Origin of the sequence: Cupriavidus sp. AU9028, assembly GCF_019795295.1 — a bacterium.
Taxonomy (GTDB): domain Bacteria; phylum Pseudomonadota; class Gammaproteobacteria; order Burkholderiales; family Burkholderiaceae; genus Cupriavidus.
Genome location: NZ_JAIMCG010000011.1, coordinates 13,508 through 39,791, shown reverse-complemented (window position 1 = coordinate 39,791; position 26,284 = coordinate 13,508). Strand labels below are relative to the sequence as shown.

The 26,284-nt window shown below is 66.6% G+C and carries 27 protein-coding genes and 1 pseudogene; 21 read left to right on the top strand and 7 right to left on the bottom strand.

Annotated elements, in window-relative coordinates:
- Positions 1-5: 5 nt before the first annotated feature.
- The 6 genes from lpxD (at position 6) to K6V06_RS13320 (ending at position 5,248) form a co-directional block, all read left to right on the top strand.
- Positions 6-1,112 (top strand): UDP-3-O-(3-hydroxymyristoyl)glucosamine N-acyltransferase, encoded by a 1,107-nt coding sequence (gene lpxD / locus K6V06_RS13345; protein ID WP_222244121.1) that lies wholly within the window; start codon positions 6-8, stop codon positions 1,110-1,112.
- Positions 1,109-1,561 (top strand): 3-hydroxyacyl-ACP dehydratase FabZ, encoded by a 453-nt coding sequence (gene fabZ / locus K6V06_RS13340; protein ID WP_222244120.1) that lies wholly within the window; start codon positions 1,109-1,111, stop codon positions 1,559-1,561. Before lpxD ends, fabZ begins: the two co-directional genes overlap by 4 nt.
- 58 nt (positions 1,562-1,619) lie before the next feature.
- A complete protein-coding gene (gene lpxA / locus K6V06_RS13335; RefSeq protein ID WP_222244119.1) occupies positions 1,620-2,423 on the top strand; it encodes an acyl-ACP--UDP-N-acetylglucosamine O-acyltransferase in 804 nt (267 codons plus the stop codon).
- Positions 2,424-2,515: 92 nt separating this feature from the next.
- Positions 2,516-3,649 (top strand): lipid-A-disaccharide synthase, encoded by a 1,134-nt coding sequence (gene lpxB / locus K6V06_RS13330; RefSeq protein WP_255581840.1) that lies wholly within the window; start codon positions 2,516-2,518, stop codon positions 3,647-3,649.
- Positions 3,646-4,449 (top strand): ribonuclease HII, encoded by an 804-nt coding sequence (gene rnhB / locus K6V06_RS13325; protein WP_222244116.1) that lies wholly within the window; start codon positions 3,646-3,648, stop codon positions 4,447-4,449. The genes lpxB and rnhB overlap by 4 nt, the downstream gene beginning before the upstream one ends.
- Before the next feature lie 19 nt (positions 4,450-4,468).
- On the top strand, positions 4,469-5,248 hold the full coding sequence (locus K6V06_RS13320) for an RNA methyltransferase (protein ID WP_222244114.1): 780 nt from the start codon (positions 4,469-4,471) through the stop codon (positions 5,246-5,248).
- A 180-nt stretch (positions 5,249-5,428) separates the two neighbouring features.
- Here the strand turns inward: K6V06_RS13320 and K6V06_RS13315 are convergent, their stop codons facing one another.
- Positions 5,429-6,280, bottom strand: coding sequence for a pyruvate, water dikinase regulatory protein (locus tag K6V06_RS13315; RefSeq protein WP_222244112.1), 852 nt, complete (start codon positions 6,278-6,280; stop codon positions 5,429-5,431).
- A 287-nt stretch (positions 6,281-6,567) separates the two neighbouring features.
- Here K6V06_RS13315 and ppsA point away from each other — a divergent pair, with 287 nt between their 5' ends.
- The 3 genes from ppsA (at position 6,568) to K6V06_RS13300 (ending at position 10,509) form a co-directional block, all read left to right on the top strand.
- Entirely contained in the window at positions 6,568-8,952 is a 2,385-nt protein-coding gene (ppsA, locus tag K6V06_RS13310) for a phosphoenolpyruvate synthase (RefSeq protein ID WP_222244110.1), read from the top strand.
- Between the two features lie 125 nt (positions 8,953-9,077).
- Positions 9,078-9,503: an NfeD family protein gene (locus K6V06_RS13305; RefSeq protein WP_222244108.1), complete on the top strand. Its 426-nt coding sequence runs from the start codon at positions 9,078-9,080 to the stop codon at positions 9,501-9,503.
- 76 nt (positions 9,504-9,579) lie between these two features.
- Positions 9,580-10,509 (top strand): SPFH domain-containing protein, encoded by a 930-nt coding sequence (locus K6V06_RS13300; RefSeq protein WP_222244106.1) that lies wholly within the window; start codon positions 9,580-9,582, stop codon positions 10,507-10,509.
- Between the two features lie 56 nt (positions 10,510-10,565).
- Here the strand turns inward: K6V06_RS13300 and smpB are convergent, their stop codons facing one another.
- Positions 10,566-11,018: an SsrA-binding protein SmpB gene (smpB, locus tag K6V06_RS13295; protein WP_222244104.1), complete on the bottom strand. Its 453-nt coding sequence runs from the start codon at positions 11,016-11,018 to the stop codon at positions 10,566-10,568.
- A gap of 166 nt (positions 11,019-11,184) precedes the next feature.
- Between smpB and K6V06_RS13290 the strand changes: the two genes are divergently transcribed.
- Both K6V06_RS13290 and K6V06_RS13285 read left to right on the top strand, forming a co-directional pair.
- Complete coding sequence (locus K6V06_RS13290) at positions 11,185-11,622, top strand: type II toxin-antitoxin system RatA family toxin (RefSeq protein ID WP_222244102.1); 438 nt, start codon at positions 11,185-11,187, stop codon at positions 11,620-11,622.
- Positions 11,609-11,965, top strand: coding sequence for an RnfH family protein (locus tag K6V06_RS13285; protein WP_222244100.1), 357 nt, complete (start codon positions 11,609-11,611; stop codon positions 11,963-11,965). Before K6V06_RS13290 ends, K6V06_RS13285 begins: the two co-directional genes overlap by 14 nt.
- A gap of 37 nt (positions 11,966-12,002) precedes the next feature.
- Here K6V06_RS13285 and K6V06_RS13280 read toward each other — a convergent pair whose 3' ends face one another.
- Positions 12,003-12,995, bottom strand: a complete 993-nt coding sequence (locus K6V06_RS13280; RefSeq protein WP_222244098.1) for a DMT family transporter — start codon at positions 12,993-12,995, stop codon at positions 12,003-12,005.
- A 146-nt stretch (positions 12,996-13,141) separates the two neighbouring features.
- Between K6V06_RS13280 and guaB the strand changes: the two genes are divergently transcribed.
- The 3 genes from guaB to guaA all read left to right on the top strand — a co-directional run bounded on the left by guaB (position 13,142) and on the right by guaA (position 17,057).
- Positions 13,142-14,605 carry an IMP dehydrogenase gene (gene guaB, locus K6V06_RS13275; RefSeq protein ID WP_222244096.1) on the top strand — a complete coding sequence of 488 codons (1,464 nt, stop codon included), beginning with the start codon at positions 13,142-13,144 and terminating at the stop codon, positions 14,603-14,605.
- Between the two features lie 138 nt (positions 14,606-14,743).
- Positions 14,744-15,463 carry a hypothetical protein gene (locus K6V06_RS13270; RefSeq protein ID WP_222244094.1) on the top strand — a complete coding sequence of 240 codons (720 nt, stop codon included), beginning with the start codon at positions 14,744-14,746 and terminating at the stop codon, positions 15,461-15,463.
- Positions 15,438-17,057 (top strand): glutamine-hydrolyzing GMP synthase, encoded by a 1,620-nt coding sequence (guaA, locus tag K6V06_RS13265; protein ID WP_222244092.1) that lies wholly within the window; start codon positions 15,438-15,440, stop codon positions 17,055-17,057. Before K6V06_RS13270 ends, guaA begins: the two co-directional genes overlap by 26 nt.
- A gap of 87 nt (positions 17,058-17,144) precedes the next feature.
- On the opposite strand, the gene bdcA is transcribed toward guaA, so the two are convergent.
- Positions 17,145-17,858, bottom strand: coding sequence for an SDR family oxidoreductase (bdcA, locus tag K6V06_RS13260; RefSeq protein ID WP_222244090.1), 714 nt, complete (start codon positions 17,856-17,858; stop codon positions 17,145-17,147).
- Between the two features lie 68 nt (positions 17,859-17,926).
- On the opposite strand from bdcA, the gene K6V06_RS13255 reads away from it, so the two are divergent.
- Positions 17,927-18,532, top strand: coding sequence for a TetR/AcrR family transcriptional regulator (locus tag K6V06_RS13255; protein ID WP_222244088.1), 606 nt, complete (start codon positions 17,927-17,929; stop codon positions 18,530-18,532).
- A gap of 59 nt (positions 18,533-18,591) precedes the next feature.
- On the opposite strand, the gene K6V06_RS13250 is transcribed toward K6V06_RS13255, so the two are convergent.
- The gene (locus K6V06_RS13250) at positions 18,592-18,921 is read right to left on the bottom strand and encodes a DUF1330 domain-containing protein (protein ID WP_222244086.1); all 330 of its coding nucleotides are present in this window, start codon (positions 18,919-18,921) and stop codon (positions 18,592-18,594) included.
- 374 nt (positions 18,922-19,295) lie between these two features.
- On the opposite strand from K6V06_RS13250, the pseudogene K6V06_RS20735 reads away from it, so the two are divergent.
- Together K6V06_RS20735 and K6V06_RS13245 are read left to right on the top strand one after the other, a co-directional pair.
- Positions 19,296-19,570 (top strand): annotated as a pseudogene (locus K6V06_RS20735) (hypothetical protein).
- Between the two features lie 4 nt (positions 19,571-19,574).
- A complete protein-coding gene (locus K6V06_RS13245) occupies positions 19,575-20,096 on the top strand; it encodes an AlpA family transcriptional regulator (protein ID WP_222244084.1) in 522 nt (173 codons plus the stop codon).
- A 135-nt stretch (positions 20,097-20,231) separates the two neighbouring features.
- On the opposite strand, the gene K6V06_RS13240 is transcribed toward K6V06_RS13245, so the two are convergent.
- Positions 20,232-20,723 (bottom strand): NAD(P)H-dependent oxidoreductase, encoded by a 492-nt coding sequence (locus tag K6V06_RS13240; protein ID WP_222244082.1) that lies wholly within the window; start codon positions 20,721-20,723, stop codon positions 20,232-20,234.
- Between the two features lie 76 nt (positions 20,724-20,799).
- Positions 20,800-23,082 carry a bifunctional diguanylate cyclase/phosphodiesterase gene (locus K6V06_RS13235; protein ID WP_222244080.1) on the bottom strand — a complete coding sequence of 761 codons (2,283 nt, stop codon included), beginning with the start codon at positions 23,080-23,082 and terminating at the stop codon, positions 20,800-20,802.
- A gap of 358 nt (positions 23,083-23,440) precedes the next feature.
- On the opposite strand from K6V06_RS13235, the gene queE reads away from it, so the two are divergent.
- Genes queE through ldcA form a run of 4 tightly spaced genes read left to right on the top strand, consistent with a single transcriptional unit; the run spans position 23,441 to position 26,147 of the window.
- Entirely contained in the window at positions 23,441-24,088 is a 648-nt protein-coding gene (queE, locus tag K6V06_RS13230; protein WP_222244078.1) for a 7-carboxy-7-deazaguanine synthase, read from the top strand.
- 14 nt (positions 24,089-24,102) lie between these two features.
- Positions 24,103-24,579 carry a 6-carboxytetrahydropterin synthase gene (locus K6V06_RS13225; RefSeq protein WP_222244076.1) on the top strand — a complete coding sequence of 159 codons (477 nt, stop codon included), beginning with the start codon at positions 24,103-24,105 and terminating at the stop codon, positions 24,577-24,579.
- 9 nt (positions 24,580-24,588) lie between these two features.
- Positions 24,589-25,230: a tRNA adenosine(34) deaminase TadA gene (gene tadA / locus K6V06_RS13220; protein WP_222244074.1), complete on the top strand. Its 642-nt coding sequence runs from the start codon at positions 24,589-24,591 to the stop codon at positions 25,228-25,230.
- Positions 25,203-26,147 carry a muramoyltetrapeptide carboxypeptidase gene (gene ldcA / locus K6V06_RS13215; RefSeq protein ID WP_222244072.1) on the top strand — a complete coding sequence of 315 codons (945 nt, stop codon included), beginning with the start codon at positions 25,203-25,205 and terminating at the stop codon, positions 26,145-26,147. The genes tadA and ldcA overlap by 28 nt, the downstream gene beginning before the upstream one ends.
- The last annotated feature ends 137 nt before the right edge of the window (positions 26,148-26,284 follow it).

Below are 26,284 nucleotides of genomic sequence, written 5' to 3'. Positions count from 1 at the left end.
CCGCGATGAACGCACCCACACTGGGTCAGCTCGCCACGGATACCGGCGCGCAGGTTGTGGGTGAGCCCACCCTGACCATCAGCGGTCTGGCACCGCTGGACCAAGCCGGGGAAGGGCAGCTGGCTTTCCTCTCCAATCCGCTGTACCTGGCGCAGGCGCTGGCATCCCGCGCGGCGGCGATCGTCGTGTCGCCCCGCGACCTGGAGCGCATTCGCGAGCAGGGGCATGCCGAGGGCCGCAACTGGCTGGTCGCGCGCGACCCCTATGTCTGCTTCGCCAGGATCGCGCAGCAGTTCGACCGTGCCGCCAACACGGACCACCGCACCGGCATCGATCCGCGCGCCAGCGTGTCGCCGGACGCGACAGTGCCCGCCTCCTGCTACATCGGCCCCAACGTGGTAATCGAGGCCGGCGCCCGCCTGGGCGAGCGCGTCCGCGTGCTGGCCAACGGCTATATCGGCGCGGGCGCGCAGGTTGGCGACGATACGCTGATCCATGCCAACGTCAGCATCTATCATGGTTGTGTGCTGGGCCAGCGCTGCATCGTCCATAGCGGCGCGGTGATCGGCGCCGACGGGTTCGGCTTCGCGCCGGACCGGCGTGCGGATGGCGTCGAGTACGTCAAGATCCCACAGACCGGCCGGGCCGTGCTGGGCAACGATGTCGAGATCGGCGCCAATACCGCGGTGGATCGCGGTGCCATGGGCGATACCGTGATCGAGGACGGCTGCAAGCTGGACAATCAGGTGCAGATCGCGCACAACGTCCGGGTCGGCGCCCATACCGTCATCGCTGGCTGTGCGGCCGTTGCGGGGAGCACGAAGATCGGCCGGTTCTGCATGATCGGCGGCTCGGCCAATTTCGCGGGCCACCTGACCATCGCCGACGGCACCATCGTGTCGGGCGGGACTTCGATCACCAAGTCGATTGCCCAGCCCGGCCGGCACTTCACCAGCGTATTTCCGTTCCTGCCGCATGCGGAATGGGAACGCAATGCCGCCATCGTGCGCGGCTTGTCCAAATTGCGCGAGCGCGTGCAGCAGCTGGAGAAGCGGCTGCGCGGCCAGGGCACGGACACAACGACACAGAATACCGAAGAGAAATCATCATGACCGCCGCAGATATCGACATCCGCAAGATCCTCCAGCTGTTGCCGCACCGCTACCCGATCCTGCTGGTGGACCGCGTGCTGGAGTTCGAGCCGCAGCAACGCATCAAGACCCTGAAGAACGTCACCATCAACGAGCCGTATTTCCAGGGCCATTTCCCTGGCTCGCCGGTGATGCCCGGCGTGATGATCCTGGAGGCGCTGGCCCAGTCCGCCGGCCTGCTGACCTTCGGCGCCGACATGGAACGCAAGGAAGGGGCGCTGTATTACTTCGTCGGCATCGACGGTGCACGCTTCAAGCAGGTCGTCTACCCGGGCGACCAGCTGCACATGAATGTGTCGGTCGAGCGCTATATTCGAGGTATCTGGAAATTCAAGGCCTTCGCCACGGTCGAAGACAAGGTGGCGTGCGAGGCCGAGCTGATGTGTACCGTCAAGCAGGCCGACGCCTGAACCCGAGGGGCGCGCGGCTTTCGCCCGCGCCATCGACACGCTTTCTAGGACAGCAGGCATGACGCTAATTCATCCCACCGCCCTGATCGACCCGAAGGCCGAACTGGCGGCCGACGTGCGCGTTGGCCCGTACTCCATCGTCGGACCCAATGTCCGCATCGGCAGCGGCACCGTGATCGGCTCGCACTGCACGCTGGAAGGGCATACCACCGTCGGCGCCGACAACCATATCGGCCCGTATGCGTCGGTGGGCGGTGCGCCGCAGGACATGAAGTACCGCGACGAGCCGACCCGGCTAGTGATCGGCGACCGCAACCGCATCCGCGAATTCACCACCATCCATACCGGCACCGTGCAGGACGAGGGCCTGACCAGCATCGGCAACGATAACTGGATCATGGCCTACGTGCATATCGCGCACGATTGCCGTGTCGGCAACCACACCGTGTTCTCCAGCAACGCGCAGATCGCCGGCCATGTGCAGGTGGGCGACTGGGCGATCCTTGGGGGCATGAGCGGGGTGCACCAGTTCGTCCGGATCGGCGACCATGCGATGCTGGGCGGCGCGTCGGCGCTGGTGCAGGACGTGCCGCCGTATGTGATCGCGGCCAGCGACAAGAACGGCAACAAGGCCACGCCGCACGGCATCAACGTGGAAGGGCTGCGCCGGCGCGGCTTCGATGCCGGGCAGATCGCCGCGCTGCGGCAGGCCTACAAGCTGCTCTACAAGTCGGACCTGAGCTTCGACGAGGCGCAGACCGAGATCGGGCACCTGCTGGCGCAGGCGGACGCCGGGACCGGCAAGCCGCTGCGGGCCTTCCTCGACTTCATCGCCGCCACCCAGCGCGGCATCGTCCGCTGAGGGTCGCGGGCGTGATGTCCGCCGTGCCGATTCCACCGCAACGGATCGCCGCCGCCGCGCAGGCCCGCCTGGAACTGCGCGGCGAGATTGCCATGGTCGCTGGCGAGGCCTCGGGCGACCTGCTCGCCTCGATGCTGCTTGGCGGGCTGCAGGCGCGTCTTGGCGGCGACGTTCGCTATGCCGGCATCGGTGGGCGCCGCATGATGGAGAAGGGCTTCGTCTCGCACTGGCCGATGGAAACGCTGTCGGTCAATGGCTATGTCGAAGTCATCGGTTCGCTGCGCGAAATCCTGGCCACGCGCCGGCAGATCCGCGACCGGCTGCTGGCCGAGCGACCGCTGTGCTTCATCGGCATCGATGCACCGGATTTCAACTTCGGGCTCGAGGTCCCGCTGCGGCGCGCCGGTATCCCGGTGGTCCATTTCGTCAGTCCGTCGATCTGGGCCTGGCGCGGCGGGCGCATCCGCACCATCGCCAAGGCGGTGGACCATATCCTGTGTCTGTTCCCGTTCGAGCCGGAGATCTACGCCAAGGCCGGCATTCCGGCGACGTATGTCGGCCATCCGCTGGCCGACGTGATCCCGATGGTGCCCGATGTGCAAGGTGCGCGGGCCCAACTCGGCCTGCCGGCAGGGCGGCGCGTGGTGGCGGTGCTGCCCGGCAGCCGACAGTCGGAGGTGCGCAACCTGGGCGCGACCTTCTTCGCGGCGATGGCGCGGATGCATGCCATGGACGCGACGCTGGCCTTCGTGCTGCCGGCCGCCAGTGCGCCGCTGCGCGCGATCGTGGAAGAGCATGCGCGGCAGTATCCGCAGCTGGACGTGACCATCGTCGATGGTCAGTCCCACCAGGCGATGGAAGCGGCCGACGTGGTGCTGCTGGCGAGCGGCACGGCCACGCTGGAGGCAGCGCTGTACAAGAAGCCGATGGTGATCTCGTACAAGGTGCCCTGGTTGACCGCGCAGATCATGAAGCGGCAGGGGTATTTGCCCTATGTCGGCCTGCCCAATATCCTGTCGGGCCGCTTCGTCGTGCCCGAGCTGCTGCAGGACGACGCCACGCCGGAGGCGCTGGCGCGCGAGACGCTGCTGCAACTGAACGACCAGACCAACGCGGCCTTCCTGTACGAGCATTTCACGCAGATGCACCACACCTTGCGCCGCAATACGGCCGACATTGCCGCGGACGTGGTGGTGAGTCTGTTGCGCGGGCGGAGTGCGGCATGACCGCGCGCAAGGGCCGCAAGCGCGCCGAAGCCATCGACGTGCAGCTCGGGCTGTCGCTCGCCCCGGATGCCGCGGCGGTACGCCGGCTGTGCGGCGTCGACGAAGCGGGGCGCGGACCGCTGGCTGGCCCGGTGTTCGCCGCTGCCGTGGTCCTCGATCCGGCCCGGCCCATCGAGGGCCTGGCCGACTCGAAGATCCTCACTGCGCGCCGGCGCGAGGCCCTGTTCGACGACATCCGCGAGCGGGCGCTGGGCTGGCATATCGCCTTCGCCAGCGTCGAGGAAATCGACACGCTGAATATCCTGCACGCCACCATGCTGGCGATGCAGCGCGCCGTGCGGGGGCTGGCCGCAACCGGCGTCACGCCCGACCTGGTGCAGATCGACGGCAACCGCTGCCCTGAGGTGCCGTTTCCCGTCGAGGCGGTGGTGAAGGGCGACGCAACGGTACAGGCCATCTCCGCCGCGTCGATCCTGGCCAAGGTCGCAAGGGATCGCGAGCTGTTGACCTTGCATGCGGCCTATCCCGAGTACGGCTTCGACGCCCATGTGGGCTACGGCACGCCGCAGCATCTGGAGGCGCTGAGCCGGTTCGGCGCCACGCCGCATCATCGCCGCTCCTTTGCCCCGGTTCGCGAGGCATTGATCCGCAGCGGCGCGCTGCCGCAGTCGCTTGCCGGCATGCTGCCGCAGCCCGAGGCCGCTGACGTCGAAGCCGCTGGCGTGGAAGCCGCGGCCGTCGACCACGCAATCGACGACATGGTGCGCGCCTTCGATGCCGCCGGTCCGGCGCTCACCTGAATTTCGCCAGGGGTCTCTCGTGAAACACGTCACCTCGCGCGACAACGCGCTGTTCAAGCATTTGAAGGCGCTGACCGGCTCCACCCACCAGCGCCGCAAGGCCGGCCAGTCGGTGCTGGACGGCGTGCATCTGGCCGAGGCCTATCTGTCCGCCATGGGCCAGCCGGCCAGTTGCGTGGTCTCCGAGCGGCATTACGACCATGCGGAAGTCGCCGCGCTGCTCGCCCGCGTCGATTCCGACCGGGTGGTGGTACTGGCCGACGCGCTGTTCACCCAGATCAGCGGCGTGGTCAACGGCATCGACCTGATGCTGGTGATCGACACGCCCGCGGGCCATCTGCCGTCCAGCATCGATAGCGACTGCGTCATTCTCGATGGCGTGCAGGATGCCGGCAATGTCGGCTCCATCCTGCGCAGCGCGGCGGCCGCCGGCATCCAGCATGCGTTCCTGGCCACCGGCTGCGCGTTCGCCTGGTCGACCAAGACCCTGCGCGCCGGCATGGGGGCGAATTTCCACCTGAACATCGTCGAGCATTGCACCGTGGACATGCTGGCACCGCGGCTGGCGGTGCCGCTGCTGGCCACCTCGTCGCACGCCGACGCCACGCTGTTCGATACCGACCTGCGCGGGCCGGTCGGCTGGGTGGTCGGAAATGAAGGCGCGGGCGTGGGGCCGGAATGGATGGCGCTGGTGTCGCGCACGGTCGGCATTCCGCAACCGGGCGGGCTGGAATCGCTCAACGTCGCCGCGGCGACGGCGGTCTGCCTGTTCGAGGCGGTGCGGCAGCGGCGGGGGTAGATTTGCGCCCCTCTCCCACTTGTGGGAGAGGGGCGGGGGAGAGGGCAGCGGGCGATGCGGACCGCCAAGGTGGGTCAAGTGCCTCTTACCCTCTCCCCCGGCCCCTCTCTCCCGCAGGGCGGGAGAGGGGCGCAAGCGGCGGCGTCCGAGGGGCGGGAGAGGGGAGCAGACCATCGGCGATCAGTAATTGTCCCGATCCACCTTGATTTCCTGCAGGATCGTCGTGGCGATCTCCTCGATTGACTTGTGCGTCGATGACAGCCACTTGATGCCCTCTCGCCGCATCATGATTTCCGCCTCGTTGACCTCGTAGCGGCAATTCTCCAGCGCCGCGTACTTGCTGCCCGGCCGCCGCTCGTTGCGGATTTCGGAGAGCCGCTGCGGGTCGATCGACAGGCCGAAGATCTTCGGCTTGTAGGCGTACAGTGCGGTCGGCAGCTTGCCGCGCTCGAAATCGTCGGGGATCAGCGGGTAATTGGCCGCCTTCAGCCCGTATTGCATCGCCAGGTACAGGCTGGTGGGGGTCTTGCCGCTGCGCGACACGCCGACCAGGATCACGTCCGCTTCTTCCAGGTTCTTGTGCGACTGGCCATCGTCATGCGCCAGCGAGAAGTTGATCGCCTCGATCCGGTTCTTGTACGCCTCGGTATCGGCGTTCTGGTGGAACCGGCCGATCGCATGGGTCGACTTCAGCCCCAGTTCCTTTTCGAGCGGCTCGATGAAGGTCTGGAACATGTCGAGGATCATGCCCTTGGCCCGGCGCAGCGCCTTGTTCGATTCGGCATTGACCAGGGTCGTGAAGACGATCGGCGGTACCCCCTCGGCCTGGAAAGCCTCGTTGATCTTGCTGACCGCCATGTGCGCCTTCTCTGGCGTGTCGATGAAGGGCATCCGCACCTTGCGAAAGCGCATCTCGAACTGGGCAAGAATGGAATGGCTGAAGGTCTCGGCCGTGATCCCGGTGCCGTCGGAGACGATGAAAACGGTGCGCACGGGGGGCTTGTCGGTTCGCGATGCGGCGGGGGAATCCATGCTGAAACGATTATTTGGTAGGCACCGCACGCGAAAGTGCGGTGCGGCACGGTAGAATAGCGGCGATCTTTTGGCTAAGCAATTGCGCTTCGCAGCAGGGCCGCCTTTCCCTGCGAGGCTGGATTGTCGACAATCCAGCGCCGCTTCGATTGCCAGATTCGGTCGGCAGGAAAGGCCTTCCCGATCTCCGTTCCCGGAGTGCTTAGCCAAGCGATCCCGTCGGTAGCAGAACTCCAATCATATTCCGGCGAGGGGCGACAGGTTTCCTACTTCGTTTTGAGGGTGTTATGACCAACCTGGCCAATGACGGCGCCTATGTGCTGCCGTTCGAGCAGCTGCGCATGTCCGATGTGGAAGTGGTGGGAGGCAAGAATTCGTCCCTGGGCGAAATGATCTCCCAGCTGGCCGAGGCGGGCGTCCGGGTTCCGGGCGGCTTTGCCACCACGGCGCTGGCCTTCCGCGACTTCCTCGCTCACAACAACCTGACCCAGCGCATCTCCGATCGCCTGAAGTCGCTTGACGTCGATGACGTCAAGGCGCTGGCCGAAGCCGGTGCCGAAATTCGCGGCTGGGTTGCCAGCGCGCCGTTCCAGCCCCGCCTGGAACAGGAGATTCGCGACCACTACGCCCGTGTGTCCGCGCGCGAAGGCGCCGAAGCGTCGTTCGCGGTGCGCTCGTCCGCCACGGCAGAGGATCTGCCCGACGCCTCGTTCGCCGGCCAGCAGGAGTCCTACCTGAACGTCAGCGGCATCGACGACGTGCTGGACAAGATCAAGCACGTGTTCGCCTCGCTGTACAACGACCGCGCCATCTCGTATCGCGTCCACAAGGGCTTCGCCCACGATGTGGTCGCGCTGTCGGCCGGCGTGCAGCGCATGGTCCGTTCCGACCTCGCCGCCTCCGGCGTGATGTTCACCATCGACACCGAGTCGGGCTTCCCCGACGTGGTCTTCATCACGTCCAGCTACGGCCTGGGCGAGACCGTGGTGCAGGGCGCGGTGAATCCCGACGAGTTCTATGTCTTCAAGCCGATGCTGGAAGCCGGCAACTATCCCATCATCCGCCGCTCGATCGGTTCGAAGCTGATCAAGATGGAGTTCACCGCCCCGGGCGAGCAGGGCCGCGTCAAGACGGTGGACGTGCCGACCGAGCTGCGCAACCGCTACTCGATCACCGATGACGACGTCAGCGAGCTGGCCCGCTACGCGATGATCATCGAGAAGCACTATGGCCGCCCGATGGATATCGAGTGGGGCAAGGACGGCAAGGACGGCAAGATCTACATCCTGCAGGCACGCCCGGAGACCGTGAAGAGCCAGGCTGCCGGCAAGGTCGAGCAGCGCTTCAAGCTCAAGGGGACCTCCGCCGTGCTGGCCACCGGCCGTGCCATCGGCCAGAAGATCGGCACCGGCCCGGTCCGCGTGATCAACGACCCGAGCGAGATGGAGCGGGTGCAGCCGGGCGACGTGCTGGTCGCCGACATGACCGACCCGAACTGGGAGCCGGTGATGAAGCGCGCCTCGGCCATCGTCACCAACCGTGGCGGCCGGACCTGCCATGCGGCGATCATCGCGCGCGAGCTTGGCGTGCCGGCCGTGGTCGGCTGCGGCGACGCCACCGACGTGCTCAAGGACGGCACGCTGGTCACGGTGTCCTGCGCCGAAGGCGACGAGGGCCGGATCTACGACGGCCTGCTGGAGACCGAGGTCACCGAGGTGCAGCGCGGCGAGATGCCGCAGATCGACGTCAAGATCATGATGAACGTCGGCAATCCGCAGCTGGCCTTCGATTTCGCGCAGATTCCGAACGGCGGCGTGGGCCTGGCGCGTCTGGAATTCATCATCAACAACAACATCGGCGTTCACCCGAAGGCCATCCTCGACTACCCGCAGGTCGATGCCGACCTGAAGAAGGCGGTCGAGAGCGTGGCCCGCGGCCATGCCAGCCCGCGCGCGTTTTATGTCGACAAGCTGGCCGAAGGCGTGGCGACGATCGCCGCCGCGTTCTATCCGAAGCCCGTGATCGTGCGCCTGTCGGACTTCAAGTCGAACGAGTACAAGAAGCTGATCGGCGGTTCGCGCTACGAGCCGGACGAGGAAAACCCGATGCTCGGTTTCCGCGGCGCATCGCGCTACATCGCCGAGGACTTCGCCGAAGCCTTCGAGATGGAGTGCAAGGCGATGAAGCGGGTCCGCGACGAGATGGGGCTGACCAACGTCGAGATCATGGTGCCGTTCGTGCGCACGCTGGGCCAGGCCGAGAAGGTGGTCGATCTGCTCGGCAAGCACGGACTGAAGCGCGGCGAGAACGGCCTGCGCCTGATCATGATGTGCGAGGTGCCGTCCAACGCGATCCTGGCAGAGGAGTTCCTGCAGTACTTCGACGGCTTCTCGATCGGCTCGAACGACCTGACGCAGCTGACCCTGGGCCTGGACCGCGACTCCGGCATGGAGCTGCTGGCCAAGGACTTCGACGAGCGCGATCCGGCGGTGCGCTTCATGCTCTCGCGCGCGATCTCGACGGCGCTGCGGCTGAACAAGTATGTCGGTATCTGTGGACAGGGCCCGTCCGATCATCCGGACTTCGCTGCCTGGCTGGCCAAGGAGGGGATCTCGTCGATCTCGCTGAACCCGGATTCGGTGGTGGATACCTGGCGTCAACTGGCGTCCTGATGCCCACCGTCTGAGCCGGCATGGGCGGCGCACGCATTGCCGTGTGCGCCGCCCATCGATGGACGACCGGACCCCGCTGCAAGGCGGGGTTTTTCATGTTTACCGACAACGAGGAGAGGCAACGGATGGCGAACTACCATCTCTGGTTTGGCCTGGCGGTCCTGCTGGTCATCGCGGAACTGGCCAGCCTGACGCTGTATCTGCTGGTGGTGGCGCTCGGCGCGCTGGCGGCGGGCACGGTGGCATGGCTGGGCTGGGGGCTGGCCGCCCAGCTGTTCGTGGCGGCGGCCGTGTCGCTGGCCGGCTTTGTCGTGCTGCGCCGCTCGCGCTATGGGCGCACGCGCAAGGGCGCCGCGGCGAGCGATCCGAACGTCAATCTCGATATCGGCCAGAGCGTCGAGGTGCCGGCGTGGGACGCGGGCGGGCGCGCCCGCGTCTCCTATCGCGGCGCGCAGTGGAACGTCGAGCTGGGGCAGGGCGCGGCCGCCTTGCCGGGCCGCCACCGTATCGTCGAAGTGCGCGGCAACACGCTGATTGTCATCCCGCTGTAGCATGCTGTCGGCCGGCCGGCGCCGCGCGTGGCGTGCCTCGGCCGGACCATCCTGTTTCATCGTCACCGGAGTCGTTATGCTGGATATCTTCGGCAGCGTGCTGCCCATGCTGGTCCTGATCGCCGTCATCGTGCTGCTGGCGCAGAGCTTCAAGATCGTGCCGCAGCAGCACGCATGGGTGCTCGAGCGCCTGGGCAAGTACCGCGCCACCCTGACGCCAGGGCTGAACGTCGTGCTGCCCTTCATCGATCGCGTCGCCTACAAGCACGTCCTCAAGGAGATCCCGCTGGATGTGCCCAGCCAGGTCTGCATCACGCGCGACAATACGCAGCTACAGGTCGATGGCGTGCTGTACTTCCAGGTTACCGACCCGATGAAGGCGTCGTACGGGTCGAGCAACTTCGTGGTGGCGATCACCCAGCTGGCGCAGACCACGCTGCGCTCGGTGATCGGCAAGATGGAGCTGGACAAGACCTTCGAGGAGCGCGAGTTCATCAACGCCAGCATCGTCAACGCGCTGGACGAGGCGGCATCGAACTGGGGCGTCAAGGTGTTGCGCTACGAGATCAAGGACCTGACCCCGCCCAATGAAATCCTGCGGGCGATGCAGGCGCAGATCACCGCCGAGCGGGAAAAGCGCGCGCTGATCGCCGCCTCGGAAGGGCGCCGTCAGGAACAGATCAACCTGGCCTCGGGCGCGCGCGAAGCGGCCATCCAGAAGTCGGAGGGCGAGAAGCAGGCGGCGATCAACAACGCCCAGGGCGAGGCGGCGGCAATCCTCGCCGTGGCCGAAGCCAACGCGCAGGCGATCGAGAAGATCGGCCGCGCCATCCGTGGCGAGGGCGGGGTGGAAGCGGTCAACCTGAAGGTGGCCGAGGAATACGTCAACGCCTTCGGCAACCTGGCCAAGACGGGCAACACGCTGATCGTGCCGGGCAACCTGGGCGACATGAGCACGATGGTCGCATCGGCCCTGCAGATCGTGAAGGGGCAGAAGGCGGGGTAGAAGGGGGGTGAGTAGCATTCATCGGCCGGGTCCGCGATGCGCATCCGGCCGCGCCATCATTCCTTGCCGCCGCTCTTGATCAGCCGCGCCTTCTCGCGCTGCCAGTCCCGCGCCTTCTCGGTCTCGCGCTTGTCGAACTGCTTCTTGCCCTTGGCCAGGCCGATCTCGCATTTGACGCGGCCGCGCGTGTAATGCAGGTTCAGCGGCACCAGCGTATAACCGCGCTGCTCGACCTTGCCGATCAGCTTCTTGATCTCGTCGGCCTTGAGCAGCAGCTTGCGGGTGCGCACCGGGTCCGGCTTGACATGGGTGGAGGCGCTCTCCAGCGGGCTGATGTGCGCGCCGATCAGGTACAGCTCGGCATCGCGGATCACCACATAGCCCTCCTTGATCTGTACCCGCGAGGCACGGATCGCCTTGACCTCCCACCCTTCGAGCACGATCCCTGCTTCATATCGTTCCTCGATGAAGTAGTCAAAGAAGGCCTTCTTGTTGTCTGCGATGGTCATGCGTGATCAGGTGGGGAACGGGCGGGCCGGAGGGCGGGCGCTAGGCCCGGGCGTGCCGTGACGGCAAAGCCTCGGCTAAAATCCCGATTCTAGCAAACAGACCGGCGCCGTCGACCCTGCGCGGCAAGGCAGGCAGGGGCAGGCGGCAGCCAGGAACCGTCGACTCATGGCAGACGTTCACAAAACCGTGCTGTTGGGCTATTCGGCCGAGCAGATGTACGACCTGGTCACGCGCGTTGAAGACTATCCCAAGTTCCTGCCCTGGTGCGGCGGCGTGGAGATCTTCGAACAGACCGAGACCCTGCTCGATGCCAAGGTCCATATCAATTTCAGCGGCATCAAGCAATATTTTCATACCCGCAATGTCCAGCAGCGGCCGACCCATATCGACATGAATTTCGCCGATGGTCCGTTCAAGGTCTTTACCGGGTACTGGAATTTCATTCCCTTGCGCGCCGACGCCTGCAAGATCGAGTTCCACCTGCATTACGAGTTTTCCAGCATCCTGCTGGAAAAGGTCATCGGGCCGGTCTTCAACATGATCGCCAATACCTTTGTCGATGCCTTCGTCAAGCGGGCCGACGTCGTCTATGCGGCCAGCTGAGCAGGGTGGCGCCCGGGTCCACGCGACGGTCTGCTATGCGCTGCCCGGCGAGGCGTTTCTACGGCAGGTGGAGGTCGATGCCGGCGCCACCATCGGCGCGGCGCTGACCGCTTCGGGACTGCTACAGGCGCATCCCGAGGTCGATCCGGCCAGCGCCCGCGTGGGCATCTTCGGCAAGCTCAAGACGCTGGATACCGTGGTGCGCGAGGGCGACCGCATCGAAGTCTACCGGCCGCTGCAGGCCGATCCGAAGACGGCCCGGCGGCGCCGGGTGCAGCGCACGCGGGAGGCCGGCACCCGGGAAGGCCAGAAGTGGATGCGCGGCGGGGGAGATACGGTCTGAGCCGGGCCGGGACCGGGCCCGTGGCAGGCGTGCCGCTTCAGCTCGCGTGCGCCGGTTGACCGGTCTGGCCCTGGCCAGGCGAGTCGCCGCCGGCGTGCATCCGCACCGACCACGCCACCCCGACCATCAGCAGCGCGATCGCGGCGATTTCCAGCGGACGCGGCCAGCGGCCGTCGTAGACAAAGCCATAGGCCAGCGCGAACAGCGTCTCGAACACGATCATCTGCCCGGACAGCGTCAGCGGCAGACGGCGGCTGGCGATGTTCCACAGGTTGTTGCCGATCAGCGAGGCACCCAGTGCGACGGCGGCGTTGACCCACAGGAACCACTGCCAGTCGCGGTGGGTGTCGGCCAGGATCGCATCGCCGAACAGCAGCCAGCCGATCACCGCCAGCACCAGCGACACCGCGCCGGTGGACAGTCCGTACAGCGCCGACCACTCGTTGCCGCTGTATTGCGGATTGCGCTGCAGATAGCGCGCGTTGTCCACCGCGTACAGACTCCAGCACAGCAGTGCGCCGGCGGCGCAGATCACGCCGGCGATCTTGTGCCAGACCGGGCGCAGCACGGGGTCGGCTGCCGCGCCATGGACGCTGCCGCCACCCGAGAACAGGTCGATGTTGATACAGGCGATGCCCAACGCCACCACCAGCAGCGGCAGCGCAAGGCGCTTGAGCGGCACCGCGCCGTGATCCCGGCGCCCCAGCAGCGTCACGGAGATTGGCAGGATGCCGATGATCAGGGAGGTCGGGCCGACGCCTGCCAGTTGCACGCCAAAGGCCAGCAGGACGTAATAGAGCAGGTTGCCCGTCATGGCCTGGCGCAGCAGGGCAATGCAGTCCGCGCGCCGCAGCTTGCGGGCGATGCGGCGCATCAGTGGCGCCGCTGCAATCGCCGCGACGATCCCGTAGGCCAGGTAGCGGCCGATTGCCAGCTCCCAGGGCGAGAAGGCGGGCAGCAGTTTCGGGGCGATGAACACCATGCCCCACAGGGCGCCTGCCAGCAGGCCGCAGAGGACTCCAATTCCCATCGACGAGATCCGTTACCCGAGGGCGGTTTCAGTCACGACGGCGCCCCCGTTTCGAAAAAGCCTCAAAGCATAGCATTGCCAATCCGTGCCAGCGTCAAAATGCGGGCATTCCTGTATAATTCGGTTTTGCGCCTAGAGGAATCGCTATGCGTCTTGTCCAGAAAGCACTCACGTTCGATGATGTGCTGCTCGTGCCGGCTTATTCCGCCGTGCTGCCCCGGGATGTCTCCCTCCGCACCCGCCTGACCCGTTCCATCGACCTGAACATTCCGCTGGTATCCGCCGCGATGGATACGGTCACGGAAGCCCGCCTGGCGATCGCCATGGCGCAGGCCGGCGGCATCGGCATCGTTCACAAGAATCTGAAGCCTGCCGAGCAGGCCCGCGAAGTGGCCCGGGTCAAGCGCTACGAATCGGGCGTGCTGCGCGATCCGATCACGATCTCGCCGGACATGAAGGTCCGCGACGTCATCGCGCTGTCGCAGCAGCATGGCATTTCCGGCTTCCCGGTGCTGGAAGGCAAGACGGTGGTCGGCATCATCACCAACCGCGACCTGCGCTTCGAGGAAGAACTGGATGCACCGGTGCGCGCCAAGATGACCCCGCGCGAGAAGCTGGTGACCGTCGCGGAAGGTGCAAGCCTGAACGAAGCCAAGCGCCTGATGAACCGGCACCGCCTGGAGCGTGTGCTGGTGGTCGACGACGCGTTCGAGCTGCGCGGCCTGATTACCGTCAAGGACATCCAGAAGGCCGTCGAGAACCCGCTGGCGAGCAAGGACGATCGCGGCCAGCTGCGCGTGGGCGCGGCGGTCGGCGTCGGTCCCGAGAACGACGAGCGCGTGGAGCTGCTGGTCAAGGCCGGCGTGGACGTGATCGTGGTCGATACCGCCCACGGCCACAGCCAGGGCGTGCTCGACCGCGTGCGCTGGGTCAAGGACAACTTCCCGCAGGTGCAGGTGATTGGCGGCAATATCGCCACCGGCGCGGCCGCGCTGGCGCTGGTCGAGAATGGCGCCGACGGCGTCAAGGTCGGCATCGGGCCGGGTTCGATCTGCACCACGCGGATCGTCGCCGGCGTCGGCGTGCCGCAGATCACCGCCGTGTCGAACGTGGCCGAGGCCCTGAAGGGCACCGGCGTGCCGCTGATCGCCGATGGCGGCGTGCGGTATTCGGGCGACATCGCCAAGGCGCTGGCCGCTGGCGCGCACGCCGTGATGATGGGCGGCATGTTCTCCGGCACCGAAGAAGCGCCGGGCGAAGTGTTCCTCTATCAGGGCCGCTCGTTCAAGAGCTATCGCGGCATGGGTTCGGTGGGCGCGATGAAGGACGGCGCCGCCGACCGCTACTTCCAGGAAGACAACAGCGCCAACGTCGACAAGCTGGTACCGGAAGGCATCGAAGGCCGGGTCCCTTACAAGGGGTCGGTGATGGCCATCATCCACCAGCTGACCGGTGGCGTGCGGGCCTCGATGGGCTACTGCGGCAGCAGCTCGATCGCCGATTGGCACGAGAACGCGCAGTTCGTCCAGATCACCGCCGCCGGCATGCGCGAGTCGCATGTCCACGACGTGCAGATCACCAAGGAAGCGCCGAACTACCACATCGACTGATGGCAGCGCCGCGCGCGGTGTGCCCCGGCACCCGCGCAGCGGATGACGCCCGCCGGCAACGCGGCTGCACCCGTCCTGGACGGTGCAGCCGCGCATCGCATCCGGGCCCCACGCCCTGACGAGATTCGAGGAGTTTCGATGAAGGTCCTGCTCAGAGCCGTACTGTTCTTCGATGCGCTGTTCGACCTGATGCTTGGCATCGTGCTGCTGATCTCGCCGTTCGCGACCTTCTATGCGGCGCTGCAGCTGCCGCAGCCGCAGCCCGCGTTGTATGGGCAGCTGCTGGGCGTTGGCATGATCGGTTTCGCCGCACTGATGGGCCGGGCCGCCTTCCAGGGCGCGCTGACCGTACCGGTCGCGCGCACGGTAGGGTGGGTCAATCTCGTCAGCGCGCTGCTGATCGGCGGTTGGCTGATGTTCTTCCAGCTGCCGGTGCAGGGCGCCGGACGGATCTGGCTGCCGCTGCTGGCCGTCATGCTCGGTTTCTTCGCCGTGCTGCAATTGCCGCTGGCCGCGCGCGTGCGCAATCGGGAGCGCGAGGAACGATTGCGGCAGGAAATGCAGGCGGCACAGGCGCCGGGCACGGCCAGCCCGCTTGCCGGCATGGGGTCTGCCGCCGACCACCCCGCGTCCGCCACCACCGACTACCCGGACACCACGGCGACGAACCGCGGCTTCGGCCGCAACGGCACCACGGCCGGTCCTTCGACGCCATCGTCCACCGTATCACCAGAAATCCGGCGCGAGCCGGTCATCACGCCGCCGCCGGGCTATGGCCCCGGTACCGAAGTGGTGCCCGACGACCAACGCACCGACAAGCCTTCACCCCATCATGCACGACAAAATCCTTATTCTTGATTTCGGCTCGCAGGTAACGCAGCTGATCGCACGCCGTGTGCGCGAGGCCCACGTCTATTGCGAGATCCATCCGAACGACGTCTCGGACGAGTTCGTGCGGGAGTTCAATCCCAAGGGGATCATCCTGTCGGGCAGCCACGCCAGCACCTACGAAGACCACCAGCTGCGCGCGCCGCAGGCGGTGTGGGACCTGGGTGTGCCGGTGCTGGGCATCTGCTACGGCATGCAGACCATGGCAGTGCAGCTGGGCGGCAAGGTGGAGTGGAGCGACCAGCGCGAGTTCGGCTACGCCGAAGTGCGCGCGCATGGCCATACCAACCTGCTCAAGGACGTCGAGGACTTCGTCACCCCCGAAGGCCACGGCATGCTCAAGGTCTGGATGAGCCACGGTGACAAGGTTACCGCGCTGCCGCCGGGCTTCAAGCTGATGGCTTCCACCCCGAGCTGCCCGATCGCAGGCATGGCCGACGAAGCGCGCGGCTACTACGGCGTGCAGTTCCACCCGGAAGTCACCCACACCGTGCGCGGCCGCGAAATGCTCGAGCGCTTCGTGCTGAAGATCGCCGGCGCCAAGCCGGACTGGGTGATGCGCGACCATATCGCCGAGGCCGTGGAGAAGATCCGTGAGCAGGTTGGCGACGAGGAAGTGATCCTGGGCCTCTCCGGCGGGGTCGACTCGTCCGTGGCCGCGGCGCTGATCCATCGCGCCATCGGCGACCAGCTGACCTGCGTCTTCGTCGATCACGGCCTGCTGCGCCTGAACGAAGGCAAGATGGTGATGGAGATGTTCGCGGGCCGCCTGCATGCCAAGGTCGTGCATATCGACGCCTCCGAACAGTTCCTCGGCCACCTGGCCGGCGTCACCGATCCCGAGCAGAAGCGCAAGATCATCGGCCGCGAATTCGTCGAAGTGTTCCAGGCCGAGGCGAAGAAGCTCACGCGTGCCAAGTGGCTGGCGCAGGGCACCATCTACCCGGACGTGGTGGAATCGGGCGGCACCAAGACCAAGAAGGCCACCACCATCAAGAGCCACCACAACGTCGGCGGCCTGCCCGAGACGCTGGGCCTGAAGCTGCTGGAGCCGCTGCGCGACCTGTTCAAGGACGAAGTGCGCGAACTCGGCGTCGAGCTCGGCCTGCCGCCCGAAATGGTCTACCGCCATCCGTTCCCCGGCCCCGGCCTGGGCGTGCGCATCCTCGGCGAGCTCAAGCGCGAATACGCCGACCTGCTGCGCCGCGCCGACGCGATCTTCATCGAGGAACTGCGCGGCACCATCGCCACGGCGCAGGACGCCGCTGCCGGCATCTGTACCGAAGAGCAGGTCGGCAAGAGCTGGTACGACCTGACCAGCCAGGCCTTCGCCGTGTTCCTGCCGGTCAAGTCGGTCGGCGTGATGGGCGACGGGCGCACCTACGACTACGTCGTCGCGCTGCGCGCCGTGCAGACCACCGATTTCATGACCGCGCATTGGGCGCATCTGCCGTACGCGCTGCTGGGCCGGACGTCTAACCGAATCATCAACGAGGTTCGGGGGATCAATCGGGTGGTGTACGACGTGTCGGGGAAACCGCCGGCGACGATCGAGTGGGAGTGATCCCGCGTCCTGCAAAGGGCGCGCTGCCTCATGCAAAAAGCCCGCACTGCGGGCTTTTTGCTTTTCGGTCTGGCTGCATCCAGGACATCACGCCCCGAATGCGCCGTCGATCGTGTGCATCGCCCCCGTGACGAAGCTTGCCTCTGGCCCTGTCAGCCACGCCACCATGGCAGCCACCTCTTCCGGACGCCCGTGCCGCTTGATGGCCATGAAGCTGTGCATCAAGTCCTTGTTCGGGCCGTCGGCCGGATTGGCATCCGTGTCGATCGGCCCCGGCTGCACCACATTGATGGTAATCCCGCGCGGGCCGAAGTCGCGCGCTAGTCCGCGCGCCATCCCTTGCAGGGCAGACTTGCTCAACGCGTAGGCCGCGCCTCCCGCAAAGGGCATGCGGTCGCCGTTGACCGAGCCGATCACGATGATCCGGCCGCCTTCGGGCATTGCCCGGGCGGCCTCTACCGATGCATGGTAGGGCGCGTGGACATTGATCCGGATAAGCCGGTCCACCGCGTTGGGGTCCAGTTCCAGGGCATCGCCGAACAGGCCGATCCCCGCGTTCACCACCAGCACGTCCAGCGGCCCGCTCTCGCGCACCCTCGCGATCACCGCGTCGCGGTCCGCACTGTCGGTCTGAACCGCGGTGCTGCCCGTCTCCTTGGCCAACTGCTGCGCCGCGTCCACAGACCCAGCATAGGTGAAGGTGACGTTCGCACCGTCGGCGGTGAACCGCCGCACGATCGCCGCTCCAATGCCCCGGCTGCCGCCAAGCACCAGCACTGACTTTCCTTGAAACTGACTCATGTGGAACTCCTTGTTTATGTAGTGATTGATACTAAAATACGGTTCTACACGAGTCAAGGTTTTATATAGTGACGACTACAAAAAATACTCGCCCTCGCGGCCGGCCCCGCCGCTTCGATCCCGAGCAGGCGGTGGCCACGGCCCAGCGCCTCTTCCATGCCCACGGCTACGACGCGGTCAGCGTTGCCGATGTCACCGATGCGGTTGGCATCAATCCACCGAGCTTCTACGCCGCCTTCGGCAACAAGGGCGGCCTGTACCGGCGCGTGCTCGACCGCTACGCCAGTCATGGGGCCATCCCGCTGGCCGAGCTGCTTCGTCCGGACCGGCCGGTGGCGCAAGCGCTTGCCGGCCTGCTGGAGCAGGCGGCGCAACACTACGCCGCCGATCCCGCGGCCGCGGGTTGTCTCGTGCTGGAGGGCACCCGGTGCCATGACGATGAGGCGCGCGAGGCCGCGCGGGGCTTCCACCTGGCGGCGGAAGAGGCGATTCGCCGCTATATCGCGGCGCGGTACCCGCAGGAGGCCGAGCGGGTGACGGATTTCGTCAGCACCACCATGGTGGGGCTATCCGCCAAGGCGCGCGAAGGGCAGGGACTCGACCGGCTCCTCGCCACCGCCCGCCTCGCGGGGCTGGCGATCGCGCAGGCGCTCCCGGAGGAAGGCCGGAAGTAAGGACTGCGAGGGCCGCCCTGGCCTTCGTCTGCTGCTTCCCGGCCGGGCAGTGCCCGCGCTTAACGGCTGGCGCTCAACACGTCCGTGGCCTTGTGATCCTCGTCCACCCCTTCCATCAGGATCACGTCGCCCAGCGAGTTCTGCGTGCGCAAGGGCAGGATCGCCTGATAGGCGGCCGATCCGTACCAGTCGCGCGCATGCTGCAGGGTGGGGAAACGGACCACGATCAGATCTTCCCGCCAGCTGCCTTCCACGATGGTCCTTGGTCCGCCATGGATGATGAAGCGACCCTCGAAGGGCGCCAGCGTATCGTCGATCCGTTCGAGGTACTCGCGAATGGCCGGGCCAACGTCGACATCGGTCAGGCGGGCAATGGCGTAGGCGGTCATGGGTGTTGTCTCCTTCAGTGTGGATGCGCTTGTTCCCTTTATACGGAATGGCGCGTCGCTGAGCGAATACGTCCGAGGTAATACCGTCGCTGAGCGAATACGTCCGAGGTAATACCGTCGCTGTGGCGCGTGCGTTCTCGCCGCTGGGGAGACGGAGTGGGCGGTTTTCACTGGATGGGCGATCTTCAGCAAGCGTTGGAATAGGCCGGTTAGTGAAAACGCCGGTGCGGGAAGGCAGCCCTGGCTGGACCGCTTGCGCTGCCTGTTTCAGAACCGGATCACTCGCCTCCTTGGGCATCATGCGGATTCCGACTGCCGATTGCGCGGTTGTCAATTGACAACCAATCCACACCCGCCCATACTTGGAAATGCTCATGACACGGTCTTCCCATCCGAACAAGGAAATCGAGGAGGCCTTGCGATTCGGGAGCGGCGGGGTTGGCGTGTCGAAGTTCGGGGCAGCCACGCATGGGGCCGCATCTATTGCCCGTACAACGACCGTCTGTGTCGCTGCGGCGAGTGCTGCATCACGAGCGTCTGGAGTACTCCGAGGAACCCGGAGAGCCACGCCAGGGCGTTGCGGCGCGTGGTGGAGCACTGTTCGATGCATCGCCATTGGCACGGCGTCGAGGGCAACAGTCAGGACTAGCGACATGGAATACACCTTTACGCTGAGGTATCAGCTGTCCGATAGCAATCGCAACATTGACGAGACGGTGGAGCGTCTGGCGGCGGCGGGTTGTGATGATGCTCTGGTAGGGACCGGGCTGCCGGGACGCCTTGCACTGCAGTTCCAGCGCGAGGCAGAGAGTGCTGACGCTGCGCTGGGAAGCGCATTGGCTGACGTTCGTGCCGCGATCCCTGACTCGAGGCTGATCGAGATCGGGCCCGATTACGCAGGGCTGACCGATGTCGCGAATTTCGTCGGCATGTCGCGGCAAAACGTCCGCAAACTGATGCTGAGTCACCATGCGACGTTTCCCCCGCCAGTTCACGAAGGCAGCGCGTCCATATGGCATCTGGCGGAGGTACTGGCATGGTTGCAAAGCCGCGGATATGCCGTGGCCGAGGAGCTTCTGGAGGTCGCGCGCCTCGCCATGCGACTGAATGTGGAACAAGAGCAGCGCCGAGTCGGCTCGGAACTGCCGACGGAGCTGCAGGGGCTTGCGAGTTGACGCCGCGGACTTGTCGCTGTGCGCGACGATGCGGTGTGCGACAGATACCGAGCGCTCGGCGGAACTGGCGGTGCAGACGGAGGGCGTTCGGAAGCTAGATCGCTCTGTCGCGCACGGGCGTGCCTTGCACCCGCATCAGAATACGCCCAGCGCCAGCCCCGCAGCGAGTCCCTCGCCCAGCTCGGCGCAGCGGGCCAGGTCCTGCGCCGGGATCCGCTTGGTGGCGAGGATCTGCTCGGGCGTCTGTGCGTGCGTGCAGACGATCAGCCCCGGGGCCACCGGGTTCAGGCGCCAGCCCGTGGCGATCCGCTCGACCTGCCGCAAGGCGTTCTGTCCGTCGCTGCCGGCGCAGATCATGGTGGCGTAAGGCCGGCCGTTCAGGCGGTCCAGCGCGGGGTAGTAACACCGGTCGAAGAAGTCCTTCATGATGCCGGCGATCGCGGCCAGATTCTCTGGCGTCGCGAACAGATAGCCGTCCGCGGCCAGCACGTCATCCGGGCCTGTGTCCGCGGCGCGCTTGACGATGACCTCGACGCCTTGCTGCCCGCGCGCAGCATCCGCGGCCGCCTCGGCCATCTGCCGGGTCCCGTCGGTCATGGTGTGGTAGACGATCAGCAGGGTCTTCATCGGACTGCGGGGGCAAGGGCGCCGGGGAGGGCCACTGTAGCACGCGTGACCGCCACGAAGCCGGGGCCGTTGGCGGTCAGGCGTGCGTCCCGTCTTGCCCCGCGTTGGCGATGGCTTCCTCAAGGCGGTCCTCCGGCAACGGCAGCGAGAACAGGTAGCCCTGCAGCTCGTGGCAGCCGGCGGCAACGAGGGCTTGCATCTGCTCCTGCGTCTCGACACCTTCCGCGGTGATGGTCAATCCCATCGCGCGGCCCAGTCCGACGACGGAGTCGATGATGGCCGGCGCGTCGGCACAGGCGCCCAGGCTCTGCGTGAACGAGCGGTCGATCTTGATCTTGTCGACGCGGAATCGCTGCAGGTAGTGCAGGCTCGAATAGCCGGTGCCGAAATCGTCCAGCGCGATCTTGAAGCCAGCCTGGCGCAGTTCCGCGAGGCAGGTGTGGGCGCGCTGGTCGTCCTCGAGCAGCACGCCTTCGGTAATTTCGAGTTCGATCTGCGCGGGGTCGCACTGCTCCTCCCGCGCGATGGCGATCAGCCGCTGCGCCAGCGTGGCGTTACGGAACTGTACCGGCGACACGTTGACCGCCATGAACAGCTGCGGCCAGCGCCGCGCCGTGCGGCAGGCCTGGCGGAACACCCACTCCCCGAGCGGGACGATCAAGCCGGTTTCCTCGGCGATCGGGATGAACTCGTCGGGACGAATGGTGCCGCGGCGCTGATGCTGCCAGCGGACCAGCGCTTCAAGGCCGACAACCTTGCGCGAGGCGCCGTCGACCTGGGGCTGGAAATGCACCGCAAGGCCTTGCTGATGCTCCAGTGCCGCGCGCAGGTCGGTGGAGATGTCGTTGCGCATCCGCACCGTGTCGTCCATCGATTGTTCGAAGCGTCGCCAGGTGTCGCGGCCGGCGGCCTTGGCCGCGTACAGCGCGATATCGGCCTTGCGCATCAGCTCGCCGCGCTCGGCGCCATCGTCCGGGGCCAGTGCGTAGCCGATCGTCGCCGATGGGGAGATCGGATTGCCCAGCAGCACGCAGGGGCGCCGGATAGCGGCCTGGATGGCGTCGCAGCGCGCATCCGCATCGGCGCTGCTCTCCACGCCCGCCAGGACGATCATGAATTCGTCGCCGCCGACCCGCGCCACCGTGTCGGCGTCGCGCATCTGGTTGGCAAGGCGAGTGGCGATTTCCCGGATCAGGATGTCGCCGGCATGGTGCCCCATGGTGTCGTTGACATGCTTGAAGCGATCCAGGTCCAGCAGCAGCAGGGCGATCCGGCCGCTCTCGCGCTGCACCTGCGCCAGCGCCTGCCCCAGCCGATCGTCGAAGAGGGCGCGGTTGGGCAGGCCGGTCAACACGTCATGAAAGGCAAGGTGCTGGGCCTGTGCCTCGCTCGCGCGAAGTTCGCGCAGGATGCGCACGGCGCCGCACAAGGAGCGCCACAGCCGCCGCGCCATCAGGCCGAAAATCAGCGTGACGACCGCGAGCATGCCCAGTGCCGTGGGGATCAGGGCGCGTTGCATCTCGCTGCCCGGGCGGTCTGCCCGCCAGACGAGCCGGCCCAGCGGCTCGCCGGAGGGGGCATGCAGCGTCAGGGCGGCTTCGGTCGGGGCGAGGGCGTCCTCGGGATCGGCCAGGCGCAGGTCCGCGAGATTGGTGCGAGCGCCGAGTTCACGCAGATAGCCGGCATCGAGGAAGATCACGCTGACGATTGAAAAAAATTCTCGCTCGGTTGAAAACTCTGCTGCAGAGGTCACATCGAGCCGAGGAATGCGTGCCGCGGCAACGAACGCGGGGCGGCCCAGCAACGATTGCATGGTTTCCACTTGCGCCGTGGCCGGGACCACGTTGCCGTCGGCAGCGCCGCCCGCGGAGGGGCCCGCCTGCCGGCCAAGCATGGTGGATTCGCGCTTCAACGCATCGAGCAGCGGCGCCAGGCCTTGCTCGACGGCGGCGAAAGCGTCTGGCCCCTGCCGCAGGCCGTCCTGGCTGACGTAGCGGCCCGCGTCCCGGGGACCGAGCACATAGGTCGCGTCGTGCCCGAACATCTCGTGCAGCCACCCGCCGATGTTCTCGTCGAGAAACGCCAGGTCCGGCCGCGGGGCGGCCAGGACCTCGGCGAGCGGACGCCATAGCGCCACACTGCGTTGCTGGGTGGCGAGGTGGGCGAGCGTGTCGCTCAATGCGACTTCAAGCAGATGGTGCTGCTGTTCCATCGAGGCCGCGTCGCTGCGGGCGGCGGCCCAATGGATGGCGTAGAGACCGCCGATGCCCGTCATGGCGAGCACAAGCAGCAGAGGCAGGATGACCTGAAGCAGAAAACGCCGGTGAAGCCCGCCGGCAGCGGTGATATCGCGCAACATGAAGAACTGACCCCTTTGCTTCCGACGGCGCCCTGCGCGATATGGGCTCTTTGGCGCTCTGGCGCGGGCCCTGACGGCGTCGTCGAATCTGGCGCCCGACTGGCGCCCGCAAGGCAGGCAGCATCTTCCATGCCAGAGTCGTCCCGGGTGCGATTGGAGCGGCTCTGCTATACTGCCCGGTTCTTCGCGCGCCGCCTTTGCGCGCGCCGCCTTTCCTTGTACGAGGAGGGCCGGCGCCTTGTCCGCTCCTGCCTTGCGCCTTGGCTGTCGCTGCATGGAGCGCGGCGGCCCCACTCGCCGACCGGCGCGCCGCAATCATCCAGAAGCCCGCCGGGGCGAGTGCCGGCACAAACAGCGCATGACATACGCCGTCAAGGAAATCTTCTATACGTTGCAGGGCGAAGGGGCCAATGCCGGCCGCGCCGCTGTCTTCTGCCGCTTTGCCGGCTGCAACCTGTGGACGGGCCGGGAAGAGGATCGCGAGAAGGCGGTGTGCCGCTTCTGCGATACCGATTTCGTTGGCACCGACGGCACGCTGGGCGGCAAGTACCGCAGCGCGGACGAGCTTGCCGACATGGTGGCGGCGCAATGGCCGCGCTCCGCGCAGGAACGCCGTGACTTCCCGGGCCTGGTGGTCTGTACCGGCGGCGAGCCGCTGCTGCAGCTGGACGCGCCGCTGATCGACGCGCTGCATGCACGCGGCTTCGAGATCGCGATCGAGACCAATGGCACCATCCCCGTGCCGGAGGGGATCGACTGGGTTTGTGTCAGCCCCAAGATGGGCGCCGAGCTGGTGGTGCGCCGCGGGGATGAACTGAAGGTGGTGATTCCGCAGCCGGGCCAGGACTTCGCCGCCTACGAGACGCTGGACTTTCACCACTACCTGGTACAGCCGATGGACGGCCCGCTGGCACGCGAGAACATGGCCCGGGCCGTCGACTTCTGTCAGCAGCATCCGCGCTGGCGCCTGTCGTTGCAAACTCACAAGATGCTGGGGATCCGGTAATCGCACCGGTCGTTATGAACAAGCAAGTGTCGATCACTCGCCGGCTGGAATTCGATGCCGGTCACCGTATTCCGAACCATGGCGGCCACTGCCGCAATGTGCACGGCCACCGTTATCGTCTGGAGCTAACGCTGTCGGGCGAGGTGCTGCACCGCGAGGGCGCGCCGGACGACGGCATGATCCTCGACTTCGGCGACGTTAAGACCTTGGCCAACCGCCATCTGGTCGAGCTGTGGGACCACGCCTTTCTGGTCTACCGCGGCGACACCGCGCTGGTCGAGTTCCTCGCCAGCATGGAAGGGCACAAGACCGTCGTGCTCGATGCCATCCCGACCGTCGAGAACCTGGCGCAGATCGCCTTCGACATGCTGGCGCCGGTATTTCGCGACAGTTTCGGCCACCAGCTGCGACTGAGCCGGCTGGTGCTGTTCGAGACGCCGAACTGCTGGGCCGAAGTGTCGGCGTCCGCCTCGACGCCCGCCCAGGACTGACGACGCCTTATGCAGACGCCGCCACGCGATCCTGCACCGGATGCGGCAGACGCCCCGGACGCCCCTGACACGCCGCAAGACGATCTGCCGCTTGCCGGCGGCAGCGCCGCTTTCGCGGTGGCACAGGGCAGCGCCGAGGACGAGCGCGACTTGCGCTTCATGCGCGAGGCGATGGGGCAGGCTAGGCTGGCGGAGGCGGCAGGAGAGGTGCCCGTCGGCGCGGTGGTGGTGTGGAACGGCGAGATCATCGCGCGCGGGCATAATCTGCCGATCCGCTCGGTCGATCCTTCTGCCCACGCGGAGATGCAGGCGCTGCGCGCGGCCGCCCAAGTGATCGGCAACTACCGGATGCCGGAGTGCGAGCTGTACGTAACGCTGGAGCCGTGCGTCATGTGTAGCGGCGCAATCCTGCACGCCCGGCTGCGGCATGTCGTGTACGGGGCCGCAGACCCGAAGACCGGCGCTGCGGGCAGCGTGCTGGACCTGTTCGCCGAAGCCCGGCTGAACCATCAGACCGCCGTGCGCGGCGGCGTGCTGGCGCCCGAGTGCGGCCAGTTGCTGCGCGACTTCTTCGCTGCGCGGCGCCGCGCGCGCAAACCGACTCCTGGAGAATCCTGCCCGACATGTCCGCCCACACCCAAGTCCGACTGATCGCCTGCTCCGGCTACGCGCCAGATGCCGACACCGTCAACCGGGGCCTGGCCTGGCTGGACAGCCACGGCTATGGGGTGGACAACCCCGACATCCTGCGGCGCCGCCACCTGCGTTTCGGCGGCACCGATGACCAGCGTCTGGCGGACCTGCATGCGATCGGCACGGACCAGGCGTGCGCCCGCACGATCACGCTGGCGGTGCGCGGCGGCTATGGCGCCAGCCGGCTGCTGGGGCGAATCGACTTCGAACGGATCGCCGGTCAGGCGAGGGCAAGCCGCACGCCGATTGTCGGGCACAGCGACTTCACTGCCTTCCAGCTGGCATATCTTGCCCGTGCGGGCGGGATCAGCTTCGCGGGCCCGATGCTGCTGGCCGACTTCGGCGCCCCGCAGGTCGACGACTTCATGTGGCGCCATTTCGAAGGGGTGCTGCGCCACGAGGAATACCCGATCGCCGTGGAAGCGCCTCAGCCGGCCGGTGTCCCGTTTTCCGGGGACCTGCAGGGCACGCTGTGGGGCGGCAATCTGGCCATGATCTGCAGCCTGCTGGGCACGCCGTATTTTCCGCGGATCGAGGGCGGCATCCTGTTCGTCGAAGACGTCAACGAACCGCCATATCGGGTCGAGCGCCTGCTGCTGCAGCTGGAGCAGGCGGGCGTGCTGGCGCAGCAGAAGGCGCTGCTGCTGGGCGACCTCTCCGCCTATCGCGTCACCGACTACGACAATGGCTACGACATGGACACAGTGGTGGGCTATCTGCAGCAGCGGCTGCAGATTCCGGTGTTGACCGGGCTGCCGTTCGGCCACTGTGCGCGCAAGCTGACGTTGCCGGTGGGTGGGCAGTGCACATTGCGCTGCACGCAGCATGGCTATGACTTGCGGCTATCCGGCCACCCGGTGCTGGCTAGCGCCTGAGCGCCCGCCCCCATAGCCGCGGCTGCGCCAGGACACCGGCCCCCGGGGTGCCCGTCATCGCTGCGGGTGGTAAAATACGCGATTCTCTTCCGTCCACCGGACAGCGCGGCGATGCATGCAAACCGCCGCGTTCGCCC